General features: G+C 65.7%; 12 protein-coding genes and 5 pseudogenes. 6 read left to right on the top strand and 11 right to left on the bottom strand.

What is annotated here, in order from left to right; all coding sequences use genetic code 11:
* Nucleotides 1-518: 518 nt before the first annotated feature.
* The 3 genes from IE275_RS43750 to IE275_RS43740 all read right to left on the bottom strand — a co-directional run bounded on the left by IE275_RS43750 (nt 519) and on the right by IE275_RS43740 (nt 3,173).
* A complete protein-coding gene (locus IE275_RS43750; RefSeq protein ID WP_268255365.1) occupies nt 519-1,319 on the bottom strand; it encodes an alpha/beta fold hydrolase in 801 nt (266 codons plus the stop codon).
* A gap of 1,185 nt (nt 1,320-2,504) precedes the next feature.
* Complete coding sequence (locus IE275_RS43745) at nt 2,505-2,681, bottom strand: hypothetical protein (RefSeq protein WP_229871293.1); 177 nt, start codon at nt 2,679-2,681, stop codon at nt 2,505-2,507.
* A gap of 165 nt (nt 2,682-2,846) precedes the next feature.
* A complete protein-coding gene (locus tag IE275_RS43740; protein WP_229871290.1) occupies nt 2,847-3,173 on the bottom strand; it encodes a hypothetical protein in 327 nt (108 codons plus the stop codon).
* A gap of 588 nt (nt 3,174-3,761) precedes the next feature.
* On the opposite strand from IE275_RS43740, the gene IE275_RS43735 reads away from it, so the two are divergent.
* Complete coding sequence (locus IE275_RS43735; protein WP_189718285.1) at nt 3,762-4,613, top strand: MBL fold metallo-hydrolase; 852 nt, start codon at nt 3,762-3,764, stop codon at nt 4,611-4,613.
* 333 nt (nt 4,614-4,946) lie between these two features.
* Nucleotides 4,947-5,568, top strand: a pseudogene (locus IE275_RS43730) (transposase family protein); the annotation flags it as partial.
* A gap of 98 nt (nt 5,569-5,666) precedes the next feature.
* Here IE275_RS43730 and IE275_RS46545 read toward each other — a convergent pair.
* The 5 genes and pseudogenes from IE275_RS46545 to IE275_RS43710 form a co-directional block, all read right to left on the bottom strand.
* Nucleotides 5,667-5,885: a transposase gene (locus tag IE275_RS46545; protein ID WP_229871302.1), complete on the bottom strand. Its 219-nt coding sequence runs from the start codon at nt 5,883-5,885 to the stop codon at nt 5,667-5,669.
* A 79-nt stretch (nt 5,886-5,964) separates the two neighbouring features.
* Nucleotides 5,965-6,066, bottom strand: a pseudogene (locus tag IE275_RS46540) (transposase family protein); the annotation flags it as partial.
* Nucleotides 6,067-6,247: 181 nt separating this feature from the next.
* Nucleotides 6,248-6,781, bottom strand: coding sequence for a MarR family winged helix-turn-helix transcriptional regulator (locus IE275_RS43720; protein ID WP_189718284.1), 534 nt, complete (start codon nt 6,779-6,781; stop codon nt 6,248-6,250).
* 276 nt (nt 6,782-7,057) lie between these two features.
* Entirely contained in the window at nt 7,058-8,791 is a 1,734-nt protein-coding gene (locus tag IE275_RS43715; RefSeq protein ID WP_189718283.1) for an AMP-binding protein, read from the bottom strand.
* Nucleotides 8,792-8,817: 26 nt separating this feature from the next.
* On the bottom strand, nt 8,818-9,726 hold the full coding sequence (locus tag IE275_RS43710) for an NAD(P)-dependent oxidoreductase (RefSeq protein ID WP_189718282.1): 909 nt from the start codon (nt 9,724-9,726) through the stop codon (nt 8,818-8,820).
* A gap of 874 nt (nt 9,727-10,600) precedes the next feature.
* Here IE275_RS43710 and IE275_RS43705 point away from each other — a divergent pair.
* The 3 genes and pseudogenes from IE275_RS43705 (at nt 10,601) to IE275_RS43690 (ending at nt 12,599) form a co-directional block, all read left to right on the top strand.
* Nucleotides 10,601-11,436, top strand: a pseudogene (locus IE275_RS43705) (Tn3 family transposase).
* 301 nt (nt 11,437-11,737) lie between these two features.
* A pseudogene (locus tag IE275_RS43695) lies at nt 11,738-11,830 on the top strand (IS5/IS1182 family transposase); the annotation flags it as partial.
* Between the two features lie 247 nt (nt 11,831-12,077).
* The gene (locus IE275_RS43690) at nt 12,078-12,599 is read left to right on the top strand and encodes a hypothetical protein (protein ID WP_189718279.1); all 522 of its coding nucleotides are present in this window, start codon (nt 12,078-12,080) and stop codon (nt 12,597-12,599) included.
* A 177-nt stretch (nt 12,600-12,776) separates the two neighbouring features.
* Here IE275_RS43690 and IE275_RS47430 read toward each other — a convergent pair.
* The 3 genes and pseudogenes from IE275_RS47430 to IE275_RS46525 all read right to left on the bottom strand — a co-directional run bounded on the left by IE275_RS47430 (nt 12,777) and on the right by IE275_RS46525 (nt 14,295).
* Nucleotides 12,777-13,015: pseudogene (locus tag IE275_RS47430) on the bottom strand (DUF6879 family protein).
* 114 nt (nt 13,016-13,129) lie between these two features.
* Nucleotides 13,130-13,615, bottom strand: a complete 486-nt coding sequence (locus IE275_RS46530; protein WP_229871300.1) for a transposase — start codon at nt 13,613-13,615, stop codon at nt 13,130-13,132.
* A complete protein-coding gene (locus tag IE275_RS46525) occupies nt 13,531-14,295 on the bottom strand; it encodes a helix-turn-helix domain-containing protein (protein WP_229871287.1) in 765 nt (254 codons plus the stop codon). The genes IE275_RS46530 and IE275_RS46525 overlap by 85 nt, the downstream gene beginning before the upstream one ends.
* Before the next feature lie 676 nt (nt 14,296-14,971).
* On the opposite strand from IE275_RS46525, the gene IE275_RS43680 reads away from it, so the two are divergent.
* Nucleotides 14,972-16,162, top strand: coding sequence for an IS110 family RNA-guided transposase (locus tag IE275_RS43680; RefSeq protein WP_189718278.1), 1,191 nt, complete (start codon nt 14,972-14,974; stop codon nt 16,160-16,162).
* Nucleotides 16,163-16,304 lie beyond the last annotated feature (142 nt).

The raw sequence follows: 16,304 nt of genomic DNA, 5'->3' as shown, positions 1-16,304 counted from the left end.
GAGTAACTCACGTGCTAGGCGGATGGCCGGGGAGGAGGTAGCCGTTTTTCTTCTTCCGAAATACCCTTCAGGCACGCGCCATGCGGAGTCCAGAGGACTTCCTTCCCCGATTACAGGAAGGTGACGCAGCGTCTCGGCCCGACGGCCGTGGAAACCGCCATCAAGACTGTCGAGGGCTGGTTATACGAGGGGCGAAAGCCTAGCGGGCCTTCCACTCAATCATCTGAGTGACGAGCTAAGGACTGCCTTTTCGGCCGAATTGACGATGTAGAGCACGACGATGAGCAATGTCAGTCACCAGATCGCTTCCACATCTCCTGTTGATCTCGGTGCACCCTGAAAGGAATACTGCTACTGCGTTGTTGATGACCATGCCGCTCCTTAAAGGACGTGACTTTCGATAATTGGCTGTGGCCCAAGTCTGTCAAGGAGGCAAAGCGCCGACGGTAAGGAAAGAGGATTGGGTGATCGGCATGTAGTGAGGATCGCTGTAGGGGACGGGCTGCCGTGGCAATCAGTCAGCAGCAGTTCTGGGCGAGGAACGCGTCCAGGGCGGCGGCGACCACTGCAGGCTGCTCGACATGGGGCCAGTGCCCTGCGTCCGACACGCGGGTCATCTCGGCGTTGTGAAATCGATTCACGACGCCGTCTCGGATGAGGTCATATGTGAAGAACGTGTCGTCTGACGCCATGATCAGGGTCGGGACTCTGACGCTCGATGCGCGTTCGCCTTCGGGGTGGCCTCCTGTCCAGGCAGCGAGCTGCTCAAGTGCAGTGGCTGCCGGAGTACCGAGGTGTGCATCGATCAGAACTTGCAGACTTTCGGGTCTGAGGGTGGTCGACATAGTCGTCCTGGCTGTTCGGGCGGCCTGCGGGTCGCGGTCCAATGCCGTGGCACGCAAGGCGGCCGTCTGTTTCTCGGACAGGGGGTAACCCGAGAGCACTGCCGGGGTGATGAGGACCAGCCCCGCGAGCCCTGCCGGCTCATGAAGGGCTACGAGTTCAGCCACAGCCCCTCCCATGCTGTGCCCCACCACAACCAGTGGTGCCTCAGGATTGGTGGTGACGCTCGCGATGGCGGCGAGCGTCTGGTCTGCGTAGGACTGCAGCGTCTCCGCGGAGGAGATCGAGGAACGACCGGTGCCTTGAAGATCGACAGCGATGATCTGCCAGTCCTGCGACCGCATTTGCACGATGACTTCGTGCCACACGAGGGAGTTGTCGAGGAACCCGTGGACGAAGGCGAGAGTGCCGCGACCTGGGAGCCCGTAACGGGTGAATCGGACGCTATGCGGTGTAGCGAGAAACTCTTGATTCATTCTGCATACCTCTTTCGTGCATGGAGACCGTGGGGACTGCATGGTGGCGAGCCGCGGGGAAGCGAGGCGCTAGCTGGGCGCACCTGTGACGTCAGAGAATGCGGTGCCTGCGGGTGGGGACGCGCGTCAGCCGCGGGATGGTGGCGATCGCACGGAGCGTGGCGGGGCAGCGCATCGGTCGGTGCGACTGCTTCGTGATCGTGCGGAGCCGGCGACCGACCTCTTTGGTGACCGAGTTCAGCGCGGTTGAACTGACTGTAAGGCAGTAGCTTCTGTTCGGCAACGGAGGTGCCATCGACAGTGCACCGCCCATCCCGGCTGCGCCGCATGCGGCTGCCCGCAAGGGCTGTCGCCATGTGTGTCTGTAGGTGGCTCTGTGACTAGAGCGTCCGCCTTGCCTTAGAGATGTGGGATCACTTTGAAATTTGCTTCCCCCCTTATGGCGCTTTCATGTGTAACTGCCGAAGCCTTCGATGAGATACGCCGTGAGGGGGCGTGGATTCATTCGTGATCGAGTAGGCCCAGCCGAACACCATGCGAGTGCAGAGTCGAGCTCCAACCTCCCTGCGCCGCGCAAAAGAGGGGCGATTCTGGGGGCTGTTGATGTGTAAGACCAGAGAGACTGCTGTTGACTGGTCGTCACATGGCAGTTCTTCAACGGGCTCGCGGCCTGTCGGCGAGCGGTAGGCGAGTTCGGTGGGCAGGAAAGGCATCGCGGGGTGAGCGTCTCGGCTCGTCGCGGTTGGTGAGGAGTGCTCAGGAGCCGGAAGCCGTGCAGCTGGAAGATGGTTGTCAGGGGACGAGCTCACGGGGTCATAGCTGTCGGTGTGAGGTCTCAGGACTTCGTTGACCGTTTGTCATCAGGAGATCCTTGACGGTCTCTCTGCGTGCCCATGCCTTTGACGCAGAGCCGGGTGATCGACCGCGATTGAGTCACCTAGGAGATGACCGAAGCTCTGCCGGCCAAGGTGCAGTCCCTGGTGGGGGGAGAGACCTGCCGGGTGGGTGTGGCTTGTCGGAACTCAGCCAGGGGCATGACTGGATCGAAAAGTGACCCGGCACACGCCGCTCGCCCCACGGCTGTGTGGCGAGCGGCGGGTGGCATTGCTCTGAGGTAGGCGTCCCGGTTCATGGCCGTGATGGCCTGCTTCTGGCCGTGGGTCTGCAGACTTCCTGCGAGGTCGGTCACGTCGCCGAGCGGGGTTGTCGGGGTTGGGACTGATCCGGGTGGACGGGTAGCTCGGTGGTGGGGGCGACGCCTTCGGTTGGGACACCCGTCACGGTGGCCACCGCCTGCCGGCGTGTGCTGACGGTGCGGGCGTCGCCGAAGCGGCCGGCTTCCAACTGGTCGGCCTTGCTCATGAGATCTCCCATGCCACCGCGCGCATGCCGAGCCGGGCAGGTTCTCGATTTCCAGCGGGGTCGTTGGCAGGCACCTCACTGTCGGCTTCCGCCTCGCTGTCGCGCTGCGCCTTGGCGAGGGCTTTGGGGCCACCCGCTCGGAGTGCAGGGCGTCGGGCGACTCGGCTAGGGCCTCGCTGAGGGCAGCGGTGGAGGCGGGACGCCGCCCTTCTGGTTGCATACGATCATGCGGCGGGTTAGCGATGGGCGCTCGAAGTCGGGTGCAGGGCAGGTGTCCAGCCACAACTGGACGGATTGCGCCAGACCCTGGATGAAGGAGAGCCGGCGGTCCTCGGCCACCTGCCGGAACTCCTCCCACTGGCCGGACGACAGGAAGGTGGAGAACGAGTCGGCACCCGTGGTGTCCACGAGCGTGGCGGCGGAGGCCAGCGCGCACGAGTCCCGGATGCCTTTCTCTACGGCGGTCTGGATCTCGACGCCGCGCTGGGGCACTCTGATTTTCAGGTTCTGCCGGAGCCAGCCCGCCAGCTTGGAAACGATCTTCTCGCGGTCGCTGGAGGTGGTTGGAGAACTCCTAGAGAAACGTCGGTGATCGATTGAAGCATCGGCACGTTAGTTTCCATTCCCGCTATCGGGGGTCGGCTGCGTCCGGTGGTGCTCCGGCTGGCATGGACGGCGACCGTGCGCGTGGTATATGGGGCGTCATAGGCCGTCCGCCGAGGACCGGCGCAACGGCGTTGTACCCGTGCCCGCCCTGGGCGGACGCCGGGAGGCGCGTCCGTGCGACGTGGCGTGTCCAGGCATGGTTCGGCGAGCGGTCACTCCTGGACGTCCGGGGCAGAAGACTTGCCCCAAAGGACCACTCCGGCCCGTACTCGGCGGGATCCGCGGGTGGTTGGCGACAGGATGACCGGTGTGGGTCGTGGTGACCCGCGAGCAGGGGAGTGTGTCGGCACCCGGTCCCCTTCTACGCCCTGCGCAGGGCCGGTACGGCCGCACATGGCAGGCGTCTCGCACAGGTGCGGCGCCACTTGCCAGCGCTCCGTTTGTGCGTCTGTGCACCGTTCGAGAGGAACGACGATGACCTCCCTGGCCCACGCCGTACACGTCAGTCCTATGCAGCCGTTGGCAACCACCGCCCTGCCGCCCCGGCCGGACGGCGGCCCGATGCTGTGGTCTCCGCTGTCCACCACGCTCATCTACGGCCCCCGGGAAGCCGTACTGGTCGACCCGGGGCTGATTGCTGAGCAAGGCGTCGCCGTCGCGAAGTGGGCCGCCGGTTTCGATCGCACGATCACCGGCATTTACGTCACCCACGCGCACGGTGACCACTGGTACGCTGCGGCACCCGTCCTGGAGCAATTCCCGGACGCCAAGGTGTGGGCCAGTGCCGACACGGTCGCGGAGATGGAGCGGACCACTCCCGGCGGTCGGCCGAATCCGTTTTGGGGGGCCGCGTTCCCTGGGCTGATTGGTGACACATCGGTTATCGCCGAAGTGGTTCCAGAGAGCGGGCTCGAGGTCGACGGGGAGGCACTCATCCCGCACTCTGCCGGGCACACCGACACCGAGCACACGACGTTCCTGCACGTGCCGTCGCTGGACCTGGTAGTCAGTGGCGACGTCGTGTACAACCAGGTGCACCAGTACCTCTCCGAGGCCGGCGACCACGGCATCGACGCCTGGCTCGACGCGATCGACGCCGTGGCTGCCCTCGCCCCTGCCACCGTCGTGGCAGGGCACAAGAACCCCGAGCGGGACGACCCGGCGTCCGTCATCGACGACACCCGGGAGTATCTACGCGCAGCTGCGGAAGTCTTCGGCAGCGTCACCAGCCGGACGGAGTACTTCGAGGCGATGGTGCAGCGGTTTCCGGCATGGCTGAACCCGGGCATCGCATGGCTGACTGCGGTCGGGCGCTGGGCGGAATAACCCCGCTGACGTGGCGGCGAGTCCGCCGCCACGCGCGGCGCGGTTCGCCGGCTGGATGACCCGGCCATTCTCGCGGGGCCGTGGAGGCAGCTCTCGGCGTTGTCGCGCCGGGCGCGTTCCTTGTGGGACACACACGTTCCTCGATGGCCGCCAGGACCGGGGAGGCTGGCACCAGTGCCCCGGTGCCGGGCCTGTCAGTTGCCCGCCTGGTTCGTCAGCCCTGGCGGCCCTTGGAACGCGGGCCTATTTGTTGATCACGTATGTTGCGCCCCGTCGGCGCACTAAACCAAAGGTTGTCCCGTAACTGCTGTTCACAGGTGAGATGATCTTGGTGTGTCTGGTGTGATAACGGCCTCGGAGCCCTTCTGGATAGCCCCGATCACCGGGCTGAGCCCGCGCCAGTTCGGCAGGCTGCTCACCGTGTTACGGCGCGAGGGTGTTGACCCGGTGCGCAAGGGCCGGCCCTGGAGTCTGCCGCTGGAGGACCGGGTGCTGCTGGTCGCCGCGTACTGGCGGACCAATCTCACGCTGCGGCAGCTGGCGCCGCTGTTCGGGGTGTCGAAGTCGGCCGCCGACCGCATCGTCGACCATCTCGGACCCGCTCTAGCCCTCCAGCAGTGCAAGCGGTTCCGCAAGAGCACCGTGCTGATTGTCGACGGCACTCTGGTCCCCACCCGCGACCATGCCGTCGCCGAGAAGTCGAAGAACTACCGGTACTCCACCAACCACCAGGTCATCATCGCTGCCGACACGCGGCTGGTGGTGGCTGTCGGCTGCCCGTTGCCCGGCAACCGCAGCGACTTCAGGGTGTGGGAGTGTCCGGTGCGAAAGACGCCGTCGGCCCGACGGCGGTGATCGCGTACGGCGGCTACCGGGGTACCGGGCTGGTCATCCCGCACCGCCGAGAGAAGGGCCAGGCGAGCTCCCGGCCTGGAAGGAGGAGCCCAACGCCTCCAGCAGTCCCCAGCACCTCAAAGATCATTTACGGGACAGCCCTTACGAGCTCGTGCACGGTAGGCGGTGAGACGTCGCGAACTTCGGTGCGACCCAGCTTCACATCTGCCATGTCGGGTTCAGGTCCGCGCTCTGCTGGTGGGACAGAAGGCCGACGATGGCTTGGACGGTGTCGCTCATGTGCTCGCGGCGGCCGAGGTGGCGGGCCAGGGCCCGCCAGTTCTTCAGATGGGCGATGCCGTGCTCGACACGGATACGTCGCATCTCCTCGTACCAGTCCGGGGCGTTCTTCTTGAACTTGCGGTGCGGTGGTGTCACGCCCGCCACCGGTCTGGGCGCCCAGTCCCTGGTAGCCGGCATCAGCCAGGATCTCGACTGCAGGCCCGTCGGCCAAGAGCTTGACCAGCCCTAACTGGCGGGCATGGGTGATGTCCGCGCAGCTTGCGGGACGGGCCGGGCTGCACCACAGCACGCGGCCTTCGCCGTCCCTGACCACCATGGACTTGACGGCGTTCTGCTTGTTCTTGAAGATAGGCCCGTTGTGGCTGAACGGCACCAGGCCAGGCTTGCTTCCCGGCTACGCAAGCGGGCCGTGAGGGCTGGCGCGAAGCAGCAGTTGGTGGTTGAACCCGATGACGTTGCTCAATTCGCTGCGCGGCCGACCACGTCAGATGTCTCCTTCAACACGGGGACTCTGTGTTAGATACGCCACTTGGTGTCCTCTGTACGCGTCCGCCGTGGGGCTGGGCTGAATCCGCCCGTGCGCGGCGGACGACCGGGCCGAGGACTCCTATGAATTCGGCCAGATCCTGTGGCGACAGCAGGTCGATGAAGTGCCGTCGTGCCGAGGCGACAAGGTGCGGCGCCACCTCGCGTAAGGTGTTGCGGCCGTGGTTGGTGAGAACGGCGAAACGCCCTCGGCGATCGGACAGGCAGTTTTCCCGGCGCACCAGCTTCGCCTTCATTAAGCGTTTCATCTGTTGAGTAATCCGGCTCTTCGAATGGAGGGTAGCGGCCGCCATCTCACTCATCCGCATCCGCGCATTCTCCGACTCGGAGAGAATTACCAGTATATTGTAGTCGCGCATTGTTAACCCGAACGGCCGGAGGTCTTTCTCCATCTGTCGAATCAGCAGCTTGCTGGCCTCGATGTACGTACGCCAGACCCTTAATTCCGGTTCGGTAAGGCGGTGAGCGGCCATATCGGTTTCCATGACTCCAGAGTGTCAATTGAAATTTGAATTATTTTTCCAATCCTGTGCAGACGGCGCCGTTCCCTTGTCGCCTGTGTACAGGTGGCTTCGCGCTGTTGCTTCGGGCAATCGTCACCGCCGCGACCGGGACGCGCGGTGGTCGGATGTGCTCCGGCTCCCCGGCCCCCGGACCGGGAGTCATTCCTCTGGTCGGCTGCGCTGGCTCACGCGGCCTCCGCGCCTCGACCGGACGATGGGGTGACACCCGAAAGGGAGTCACCGTCGCCCGTCAGTACGTCACACCGCGGCCGCTCCGCTCGTCCGGAGCCCTTCCCGTACCCGGGTCCGGAGCAAGTTCCTGCGGATCTTGCCGGTTTCGTTGCGGGGCAGTTCCGTCATCAGCTCCAGCCGGCTTGGCTGGTACCACCGCGTCATGCCTCGGGCGGACAGGTACTCCCGGAGAGCGGCCAGCGTGGGAACGGACTTGCCAGGGACGACCACCGCGCAGGCCAGTTCACCCCCCTGGCCGTCCGGGTAGCCGACGAGGGCGACGTCCGTGACGTCGGGATGCGTCAGCAACTCGGCCTCGACGTCCCTGGCCGGGATCATGAAGGAGCCACCGATGCGATCCGCGATCCGGCCGGTGAGGCGCAGACCGCCCCGCCCGTCCGGGACAGCCAGATCACCGGTGTCGTACCAGCCACCGTCCAGGTGAGATGTCACCTGCAGCAGACCGCTGTCACGGCCGATGGTCGCCAGGCACACGCCACCGCCGCGTACGAAGAGGCGCGCAGGCTGCTCCAGAGTGGGCGCAGCCCCGGTGTCGGACCTGAAGTCGAGTTCTATCCCGGAGCCCGGCCGGCCGTCACTGTGCAGGGCCCACAGGGGCGGGTCGTCACTGCGGGTCCAGGCGTGCCCGGGCACCTCGGTCATTCCCCAGAAGCTGCGCAGCGGCACGTCCCACACCTCCCGTACTTCAGCGACCAACTGACCGGGGATCGTGGTGGAGCCGCAGAGCACCATACGCAGGGCGGGCGGCTTTCCGGACACCCGGGTGGCGTCGACCAGCGCGCCGAGATAGGGCGGCGCGCCCCCCAGTACGGTGATCCCTGTCTCGGTGACGATCTCCAGTGCCGTCTCGGGCTTCCATGTGTCTAGCAGCACCGAAGTCCCGCCGGCCAGCAGAGGAATCATCACGTTGTACATCACCCCGAACATGTGGGTGAGTGCTTGGGTGGTGAAGAACCGGTCTTGGCGTCCCAATTCCTCCGCTGAGACGACAGGCGAGGCCCCCGCGTACAGGGTGTTGAACGTGTGCAGTGCCCCCTTGGGCTCGCCGGTCGTCCCGGAGGTGAACAGGACCACGGCCACCCGGTCCGGATCCTCGGCGTCCTCCTCTGGCAGAGCCTCCCGCTCCTTCTCCCAGGCGGTAAGCTGGAAGTGGCGGCCGAAGTGCACCGCGCCCTCCGGGGCGTCGCCCTCTGTGAGCACTACTCGGTGCCGTAACCGAGGAAGGCGAGGAGCCATTTCGGCGACCGGCTCGGCGTGGTTTGTGCCGTTCCACCGGTCGACGCTCACGCAGACGGCGGCGTCGAGCCTTCTTAGGACACGCTCCAGCTCACGGGCACCGATCGTCATCATGACAGGCGCGAAAACGGCTTTGACTCTCGCGCAGGCCAGCAACAGCGCGCTCACCTGCCACCAGTTCGGCAGCTGGACTGCGACGGCGTCCCCGGGGCCCACTCCGAGAGCCCGCAGGGCACCGGCGAAGCGCTCCACGTAGTCACCGAACTCCTGGTATGTCAGATGTAAGGGGTCCGTGGCGTACCGATGGGAGATCACCGCGGTGGCTTCCGGGGTTTTCGCGCGCCACTTCTCCAGGTCCGCTAGTGGTCCTTCGTCCCGCCACACACCCGAAGCCCGGTAGCTGCGTACGAGGTCGTCTCCGGGCCGCAGACCAGACCAGCCGGTCCTGTCGATCGCCGCTTCAATGGTCCTGGCTCCGGCCGGCTTTCCCGTTGGCACGGTCATGTGACTCCTCACGTGGGAATGTTTGCTCAGCGGGTGGACGATGCGAAGGTGATGTCAGACACCATCTGGTCCGTGCGGGCTTCGAGTGCGCGTAGGACGGCCATCACGTCGCTGGCGCCGTAGCCCATTTCCGCCGTCTCCGCGAACAGCGTGTGACATGTGTCGAGCAGCGGGGAGGAGACGCCGGACGAGCGGGCCGTGTGGGCGATGAGCCGGTTGTTCTTCAGGACGTCCAGGACCGCCGCTTGAACCTCGAAGTTCTCCGCGAGCAGCTTGGGCGCCTTCATGCGGGATACCGGACTCGCCATCGGGCTCGCCGCCAGGACGTCGAAGAACAGGGTCCGGTCGACTTGCAGCTGGTCCGCGAAGTGATATGCCTCAGCTAGTCCGGTCACCAGGGCTATCAAGTACAGGTTCACGGACAGCTTCATCAGCGTCGCGTTTGGTGCGTCACCGCAGAAGAACGTCTCCTGGCACAGGGGCGCGAGGACCGGCCGCACAGTGTCTACGGCTTGTACGTCGCCAGCCAGCAGTGCGACCAGCGTGCCGTCCTCCGCAGGGATGCGGGACCCTGAGACCGGGGCCTCCACGTAGCGTCCGCCGGCCGCGCGGATTTCGGTCTCCAGAGCACGCGAGTATCCGGGTGAGGTGGTCCCCATGTGAACCACCGTCCTGCCTGCGACTCGGACGGTGAAACGCTCCTTGCCGCGCCCCAGGACGGCGTCGACGGCGTGCTCGTCGGCCAGCATCAGCAGGATCACATCCGCCTCGGCGAAGACTTCGCCGGGATGCGAGGCCATCTGGGCCCCGGCTTTATGCACGGGCGCGGACCGAGCGGCCGTGCGGTTCCACACCACTAAAGGCGTGCCGGAGCGAGCCAGACGCAGCGCCATCGGCTGGCCCATGACCCCCATGCCGATAAAGCCAACATTCATGTTAGACGAGGCCTCTCACTACGGGAAACGACACACGTGTGTACCAGACGCCGAGCAATGATAGCTGAGGTGTGATTAGCGGCCGTCTCTCAGGCGCATGGGCAGTATCTACATGTGTCTGTGGAGGTGGAATCGAGCCGATCTAAGGGGCGCAGGTTTGTCGTCGTCGGACAGTTGCTCTCGTGCGACACGTCGGATCGGCACATCAGGATCGCTGAACGGGGGGAGAGAGCCTGCTGCGTCGTGCTGCCTTTCGTGCCCTAGTTTGTGCTGGCTGTGGTCTGGTCCGCCGGAGGGGCGGCAAGCTATGGAATGGCCATTGAACGGTCGAAGTAGGCCAAGATCCGGAGTGTGCCCGCACTGCGCCTGAAGAGCGGCTCAGACCGTTTCCTGCAGGCTGGTTGGTTGCTAGGCCAATCATGGGGAGTGGGATGAGATTGGATCGTCCCTGAGGGTTTGTGGGAGAACCCGGGAGTTGCTGCCCCTGGCACGGGTGCGTCCTCAGTGTGGCGGGGTAACGAACATCGATGATGAGGCGGTATTCGCTGTGATCATTTAGCAGACGTCCCCCAACCGGCGCGTGACCACATCAGGACACGGCAGTTTACCGTCGGCTTCGACGCACCGAAGCACGGCAGCAGAGCCTGCCAGGAAAACCTACTGACCAACACGCCAACGGTGCTGCAATTCCTGGATGTGCAGGGCCTGGTGGACCTCTCGCGGGTGGTGGACTCGACACACGTGCGGGCCCAAAAGAGTCGAAGTACCGAGGTAAGCCAGGCTCCAGGATGCAACCTTGTCCGATGCAGCCGGGCTGTCCCTCCATGTCGCTCTCTCGGCTGCCAACAGCCACGACAGCCGCGCACTGAAGCCGATGCTGGCCCACTTTCCTGTGACACAACAGAGCGAATTCAGCCGACTCCAAGCCATCCGGCTCCCTGCAGAAGGACGAGCTGGAGGAGATCCGCAAGCAGCAGCAGGCGCTGGTGAAGCGGATGATCGGCACCTACCGGACGGTGGTGGAGCGGATCGACCCCGCCGACCTCGTGCCACGGGCCCGGACGGGGCTCCGGCGCCGTTCCCGGCGGGAAAATGCCCGTCGTCAGGCGGCGCGGCGGCTTGCCGCCCAGCGGGCCGTGGCGCTGGCGAGGCCCACTGGCGCGATCTCAGGCGCGTTAGCATCGCGATCCGCGAGGGCATCCTGGCCTCCCCGCTGCTGCTGCGGCGCCTGGGCAGCAGCTCCAAGCGCAACCAGATCTACCGGGCCTCCCGCGCGGTGGGCCGCGCTGTCGCCACCGTGCAGATGCTGCGGTTCATCTCGGACTCGTCTCTGTGCCGCCGGGTGACGCAGCGGCCACCAAACAAGGTCGAGTCCTTCAACAACTTCACCGACTGGCTGGCGTTCTGCAACGGCGGCGTGATTGCCGACAACGACCCGGTCGAGCAGGAGAAGGCAGTGAAGTGACGTCTTTACTTGCCAACTGCGTCATTTTTCATACGACTCTGGACCTCATGAACGTGATCCGCGGTCTCCAGGCGGAGTATTGGCAGATCACCGGGGAGGATCTGGCCGCGATCAGCCCGTACCTGACCAACCAACTCATGCGGTTCGGCACCTACGCCACCACAGAGCTGACCGTACGCCCGAACGCGTTCGATCCGCACCTGGACGTCGAGTTCGAAGCGGAGGAGGCGCCGGCCGCAGAGTGAAGAGCACAAGGATGGGCTCGAAGCGAACGGTCGGGCCGAGGCTGTTCGCTTCCTTGATCTTGCGGCGCAGGCACGTTCAGGCCGGGCCTGCCACGCGCCACACGCAATGAGATACGTGTCCTTGAGTAGCGAGAGAACAGCTGTTCCTTCATGGACACGGAGAGTGACCGAATCCCTGGCAGCGAGAACATCCTCCAATCGAGGGCGGTAGAGAGGGTGTACTCGCTCGGCGGCACTACGGCCGTTGGAGTCGTTTCTGGCGGTGCAGCACGAGGGCGGTGACGGCCAGGCAGCCAGCAAGCACCACGGAGGAAACGTGCAGATCATCGCCACCCCGGAGGGCTGGCCGATCTGCGTCTCGCCGGTGAGGCCGGGCCGCGAACACGACACCACCTTCCGAAGCAGGTTTACGCTTCGGAGGGTGGCGCTAGCTATTGGAGACTAAAAGCGCAGATTGTTGGATTAAGTGAAAGACTCCGGAACTCGCCATGCCGCTGGTAGAATCCCAGGTAGACCAGGTTGCTCCCCGCGCGAGCGGGGATGGTCCCACTCCATGGGCGCGCTCAGATCGCGCTACTACCTGCTCCCCGCGCGAGCGGGGATGGTCCCACGCGGCTCACCGAACTCGGCACCACAGTGACGTGCTCGCCGCGCGAGCGGTTCTGGTGGAGACCGTCGCTCTGCCCTGCGATCCCAATGAGATCGCCACCCACCTCCGCGGCCAGCTGCACGGTCTGCCTGACACACCGACCCTCGTAGTTCTGGCGCGTGCCAACAACGGGCTCGGCACGGACGGGCTGACAGCGGTACGTGATGCGCTGATGGACGTCGGCTACCCCGGCGCGGGAGTGCGCGGCTTCCGCAATGTCGTCGTGGGGCAGGTCGTGGACGACGACGGCGAGTTGGAGAACTGCGAGCGCATAGCCCTCGGTCTGGAGCAGGCCGGGTATGAGGCTGGAGGAGTACATGCGGAAGCACTCCGTGGCCCGGAAGGTCTGTACACGGGCTTCCTGGGATGTGTCGGAGTCCGACGCGGAGCTGATCGCGCATGCCGGTACATCGACTCGGCGTTGATGGACTGGACGATGAGATCCCTCGCCTGGTCGCCGGCGTGGGTGGCGGTGCAGCACCAGCGGCGGATGTCGTTGGCCGACGGCCGGTGAGGGCGTTTTCGATGCGGGACGTCTTGGAGTACTGCCAGCTGCGCGCGGCAGCCAGCTGGACGACCGTCAGGCTGGCTTCTTTGCGGAGGTCGCGCAACCGATGGACGACGGCTTCCAGTATGGCGTGGGCAGACGAGGACAGCGAGGCGGGCAAGAGGTGGCTGCCGGTGCCTTCTGTCAGTGGATCTGGTACTGGCTGTGGGGGACGGCACGCGACCATACGGCGTCGAATGCCTCAGCACACAGCTTGGCGGCCACGGGGTCCTCGGAGAGCTCATGGCCGATCATGGCGCCGTTGTCTGTGAAGTGGCCCCACCGGATACGCGGCTGTCGAAGAGCCAGAAGTTGTTGCTGCGCAGGGCGTTGTCCGAGGTGTGATAGCGGGGGAGCCAGTGGACTCGCTCGCCAGCGTGCACGTTCTTCACGCACCGCCGGAACTTGACCGACTTTTCTCGTAGTGAGGATAGCTTTGGACCTGCGGTGTGTTGGCCGAACTAAGTGGTCCGATCCGGAAGTTCTTCGGGGGTTGATCATGTAGCTGGCTCGGCGGAGGATTCTTCCTGGTGATCGGCGGTGCACCTGTCGAGCCTGGCCAGCAGATCTTCCAGGTCGGAGGTGGTGAGCTTCCACTGGAACGGCTGTGCTGTGGCGTTGTAGCGGTCTTCGAAGGCTCGGAGCCGGTCGGCGACCTGGGCGAGGTCGGTGAAGTCGTTGGGCGAGACGACCTTGCGCTGCACGACGGAGAAGTAGATCTCCACCTGGGTCAACCACGAAGCGTGCACGGGGGTGTGGACCATCACCGCGTTCGGGAAGGCGGCGGCCAGGCGGTCGGCGGCCTTTTTGCCGCGGTGGGAGGAGCCATTGTCGACGGTCCAGAACACGCGCTTCGCGCTGGCGTAGGGCTCGATGCTCATGACCTGGGTGGCCAGGTTCATGAACGGGGCGATGCCGGTGCGTGGCTCAGTGCGGCCGGACACTTTCGCGGCGTGGACGTCGTAGGCGGCGAGGTAGGCCAGAGCGCCGCCGCGTCCGTAGGTGTGGTTGACGCGCATCGCGCGGGCCTGGCCGGGGGCGAGGGTGGGGTGGCAGCGGCAGCGGGCGTGGAGGAGGTTTTCTCGTCCGCGCTGATGACGTACTCGTCCTCGCCGAGCTGGACGCCCTGCCAGGTGCGGGCGTACAAGCCGAGCACCCGCTCGGCCTTGACCCGGAAGTCGGGGTCGGTGATGAAGATCCAGGAACGGTGCTGCCAGGGCTTGATCGCGTCGTCGGCCAGCCAGCGGCGCACGGTCGAGGCGGAAATGGAGTCGGCGATCGCCCGAGCGACGACTTCGCGGGCCAGTTCCGGACACGTCCCGTGCGCCAGCGGGGTGCCGCTCTCGGCAGGCAGCTGGCAGGCCAGGGCCTTGACCTGCGCGGTCTGCAGTGCAGTGAAGCGGAGTGGGCGCCCAGAGCGCCGGCGGTCGCTCAAGCCCGCCAGCCCGTGCCGGGCGAAGCGGCCGCGCCAGGTGCGCACGGTGTCCAGGTGCAGCCCCGTCTCACGGGCGATCCGCGCGTTCGAGCGCCCGCGCGCGGCGTGCAGCACGACCTGGGCACGCATCCGCAGCCGGTACTCGGTCTTGTGGCCGTAGGCCATCAGCTTCAGCCGCGCTCGCTCGGCGGCGCGCAGGACTATCGGACGGGCGGCGGCAACGGGCAAGGCAGACAGGCCAATCGGGAGAAGTGGATCACGGCAGGCCGAAGCCTGCCTCATCCGGGGACTGGCCTGTCGGGCAGGATGGGTGCCGTGCCCGACGCCTTCGGAACACACCCGGCTCTCGCTCGAGCAACGCCTCGGCGAGCACGCCCGCGCCGCCTGGCTGCAGCTGGAGCGGCTGCATGTCCGCTAGGCAGTTGGACCTGGCGCCCAAAGGGGCAAAGAGTTGATCTTGAAGCCGGTCTGCGGTTGTGAACGCCGCGCGGCGGCGTCTACACCGCCGGGGTACGGTGACGTGCTCCGGCTACCCGACACACGGGCCTTCAGAGCGGCCTGACTTCGCAGTCGACGTACTCCCCAACGGGAACTCCTGCTCTCTGAATCTTCACGGTCCAGTGTCTAGGGTGTCCACGTTCAAGGGGAAACCCCCAGGGCAGGTCCGAAAGGGCTCCCTACGTTGTTCTGCGGGACGCGGTGAGCCCCTCGTATGGTTCACCCACCCAGGGGTGCCGGGTGTGGTTCAAAAGGCTCTGCCACTTGTGGCTTTCAGTGATTGGCCGCCCGGTGCCCCACGACGACCCGGCTGCCAATTAGGAATTGCGAATGATCGCTGAGTAGGGAATCGACAGCGAGGTCGTCCGTCGGGAGGCACCGTCACCACACCGCGCGGAGGCACCACATGGCCGCAATCTGGGCCGGCATCGACGCAGGCAAGACCCATCACCACTGCGTTGCGATCGACGAGAGCGGCCACCGGCTGCTGTCCCGACGCGTCGCCAACGACGAACCCGAACTCCTCGAACTCCTCACCAATGTCCTGGCCCTGGGCGACGAGGTGACCTGGGGCATCGACCTGGCCGACGGCGGAGCCGCCCTAGCCATCACGATCCTCCTCAACCACGATCAGCCGCTGCACTACATCTCCGGCCGGGCCATCCACCGCGCCTCCGAGAGCTACCGCGGCGACGGCAAGACCGACGCCAAGGACGCCGCCGTCATCGCCGACCAGGTCCGCATCCGCCGCGACCTGCAACGCTTACGCACTGGCGACGAGACGGTCACCGACCTCAAGATCCTCACCGGCCGACGCATGGACCTGGTCGCCGACCGCACCCGCACCGTCAACCGGCTCCGCGCCCAACTCACCGACATCTTCCCCGGCCTGGAGCGGGCCCTGGACTTGACCAACACCGGCCCGCTCACGCTGCTCACCGGCTACCAGACCCCGGCCTCCCTGCGCCGGACAGGCAAGAAGAGGCTCGAGACCTGGCTGCGCAATCGCAAGGTCCTGCGCCCTGACCGGCTCGCCGAGACCGCTTGGGGAGCTGCCGTGCGCCAGCACACCAGCCTGCCAGGAGAGAAACTGACCGCCCAACTCGTGCACACCCTGGCGGCGGAGGTGATGGCCCTCAACCAGCAGGTTGCCGAGCTCGACAAGGCGATCGAGGCCCGGTTTCGCGAGCATCGGGACTTCGAAGTGATCACCAGCATGCCCGGGCTGGGCGTGATTCTCGGTGCCGAGTTCCTGGCCGCGACCGGCGGCGACATGAGTCTTTTCGGCACTCCTGACCGCCTCGCCGGCTTCGGAGGCGTTGCTCCCGTTCCCCGCGACTCCGGGAAGATCAGCGGCAATCTCCGCCGCCCACGACGCTACAACCGCCGACTCCAGCGAGTCTTCTACATCTCCGCACTCTTCAGCATCCGAATTTGCGAGGACTCCCGCCGGTTCTACGACCGCAAACGCTCCGAGGGCAAGCGCCACATCCAGGCCGTCCTGGCCCTGGCCCGCCGCCGCGTCAACGTCCTCTGGGCACTCCTACGCGACGGACGGCCCTACGAGACCGTGCCTCCCGCCGCTCTCCCCGCTTGACAGACAGCATTAGGAATCCCTACTCAGCGATCATTCGCAATTCCTAATTGGCAGCCGGGTCGTCGTGGGGCACCGGGCGGCCAATCACTGAGCTTCTTCAGCGTTGCAACTCCAGGGTGAGGACGGCCTTGGCGATTGACGT

It is taken from the genome of Streptomyces phaeofaciens, assembly GCF_014648915.1.
In the GTDB taxonomy this organism is placed as follows: domain Bacteria; phylum Actinomycetota; class Actinomycetes; order Streptomycetales; family Streptomycetaceae; genus Streptomyces; species Streptomyces phaeofaciens.
The sequence above is the reverse complement of the archived record's forward strand: the minus strand, read 5'-3'. Positions and strand labels throughout refer to the sequence as shown.

Bases quoted from the DNA above. Each gene is read 5' to 3' on its own strand.
- IE275_RS43710 (WP_189718282.1), bottom strand. From the start codon at position 9,726: ATGAATGTTGGCTTTATCGGCATGGGGGTCATGGGCCAGCCGATGGCG.
- IE275_RS43735 (WP_189718285.1), top strand. From the start codon at position 3,762: ATGACCTCCCTGGCCCACGCCGTACACGTCAGTCCTATGCAGCCGTTG.
- IE275_RS43720 (WP_189718284.1), bottom strand. From the start codon at position 6,781: ATGGAAACCGATATGGCCGCTCACCGCCTTACCGAACCGGAATTAAGG.
- IE275_RS43715 (WP_189718283.1), bottom strand. From the start codon at position 8,791: ATGACCGTGCCAACGGGAAAGCCGGCCGGAGCCAGGACCATTGAAGCG.
- IE275_RS43750 (WP_268255365.1), bottom strand. From the start codon at position 1,319: ATGAATCAAGAGTTTCTCGCTACACCGCATAGCGTCCGATTCACCCGT.
- IE275_RS43745 (WP_229871293.1), bottom strand. From the start codon at position 2,681: ATGAGCAAGGCCGACCAGTTGGAAGCCGGCCGCTTCGGCGACGCCCGC.
- IE275_RS43680 (WP_189718278.1), top strand. From the start codon at position 14,972: ATGGCCGCAATCTGGGCCGGCATCGACGCAGGCAAGACCCATCACCAC.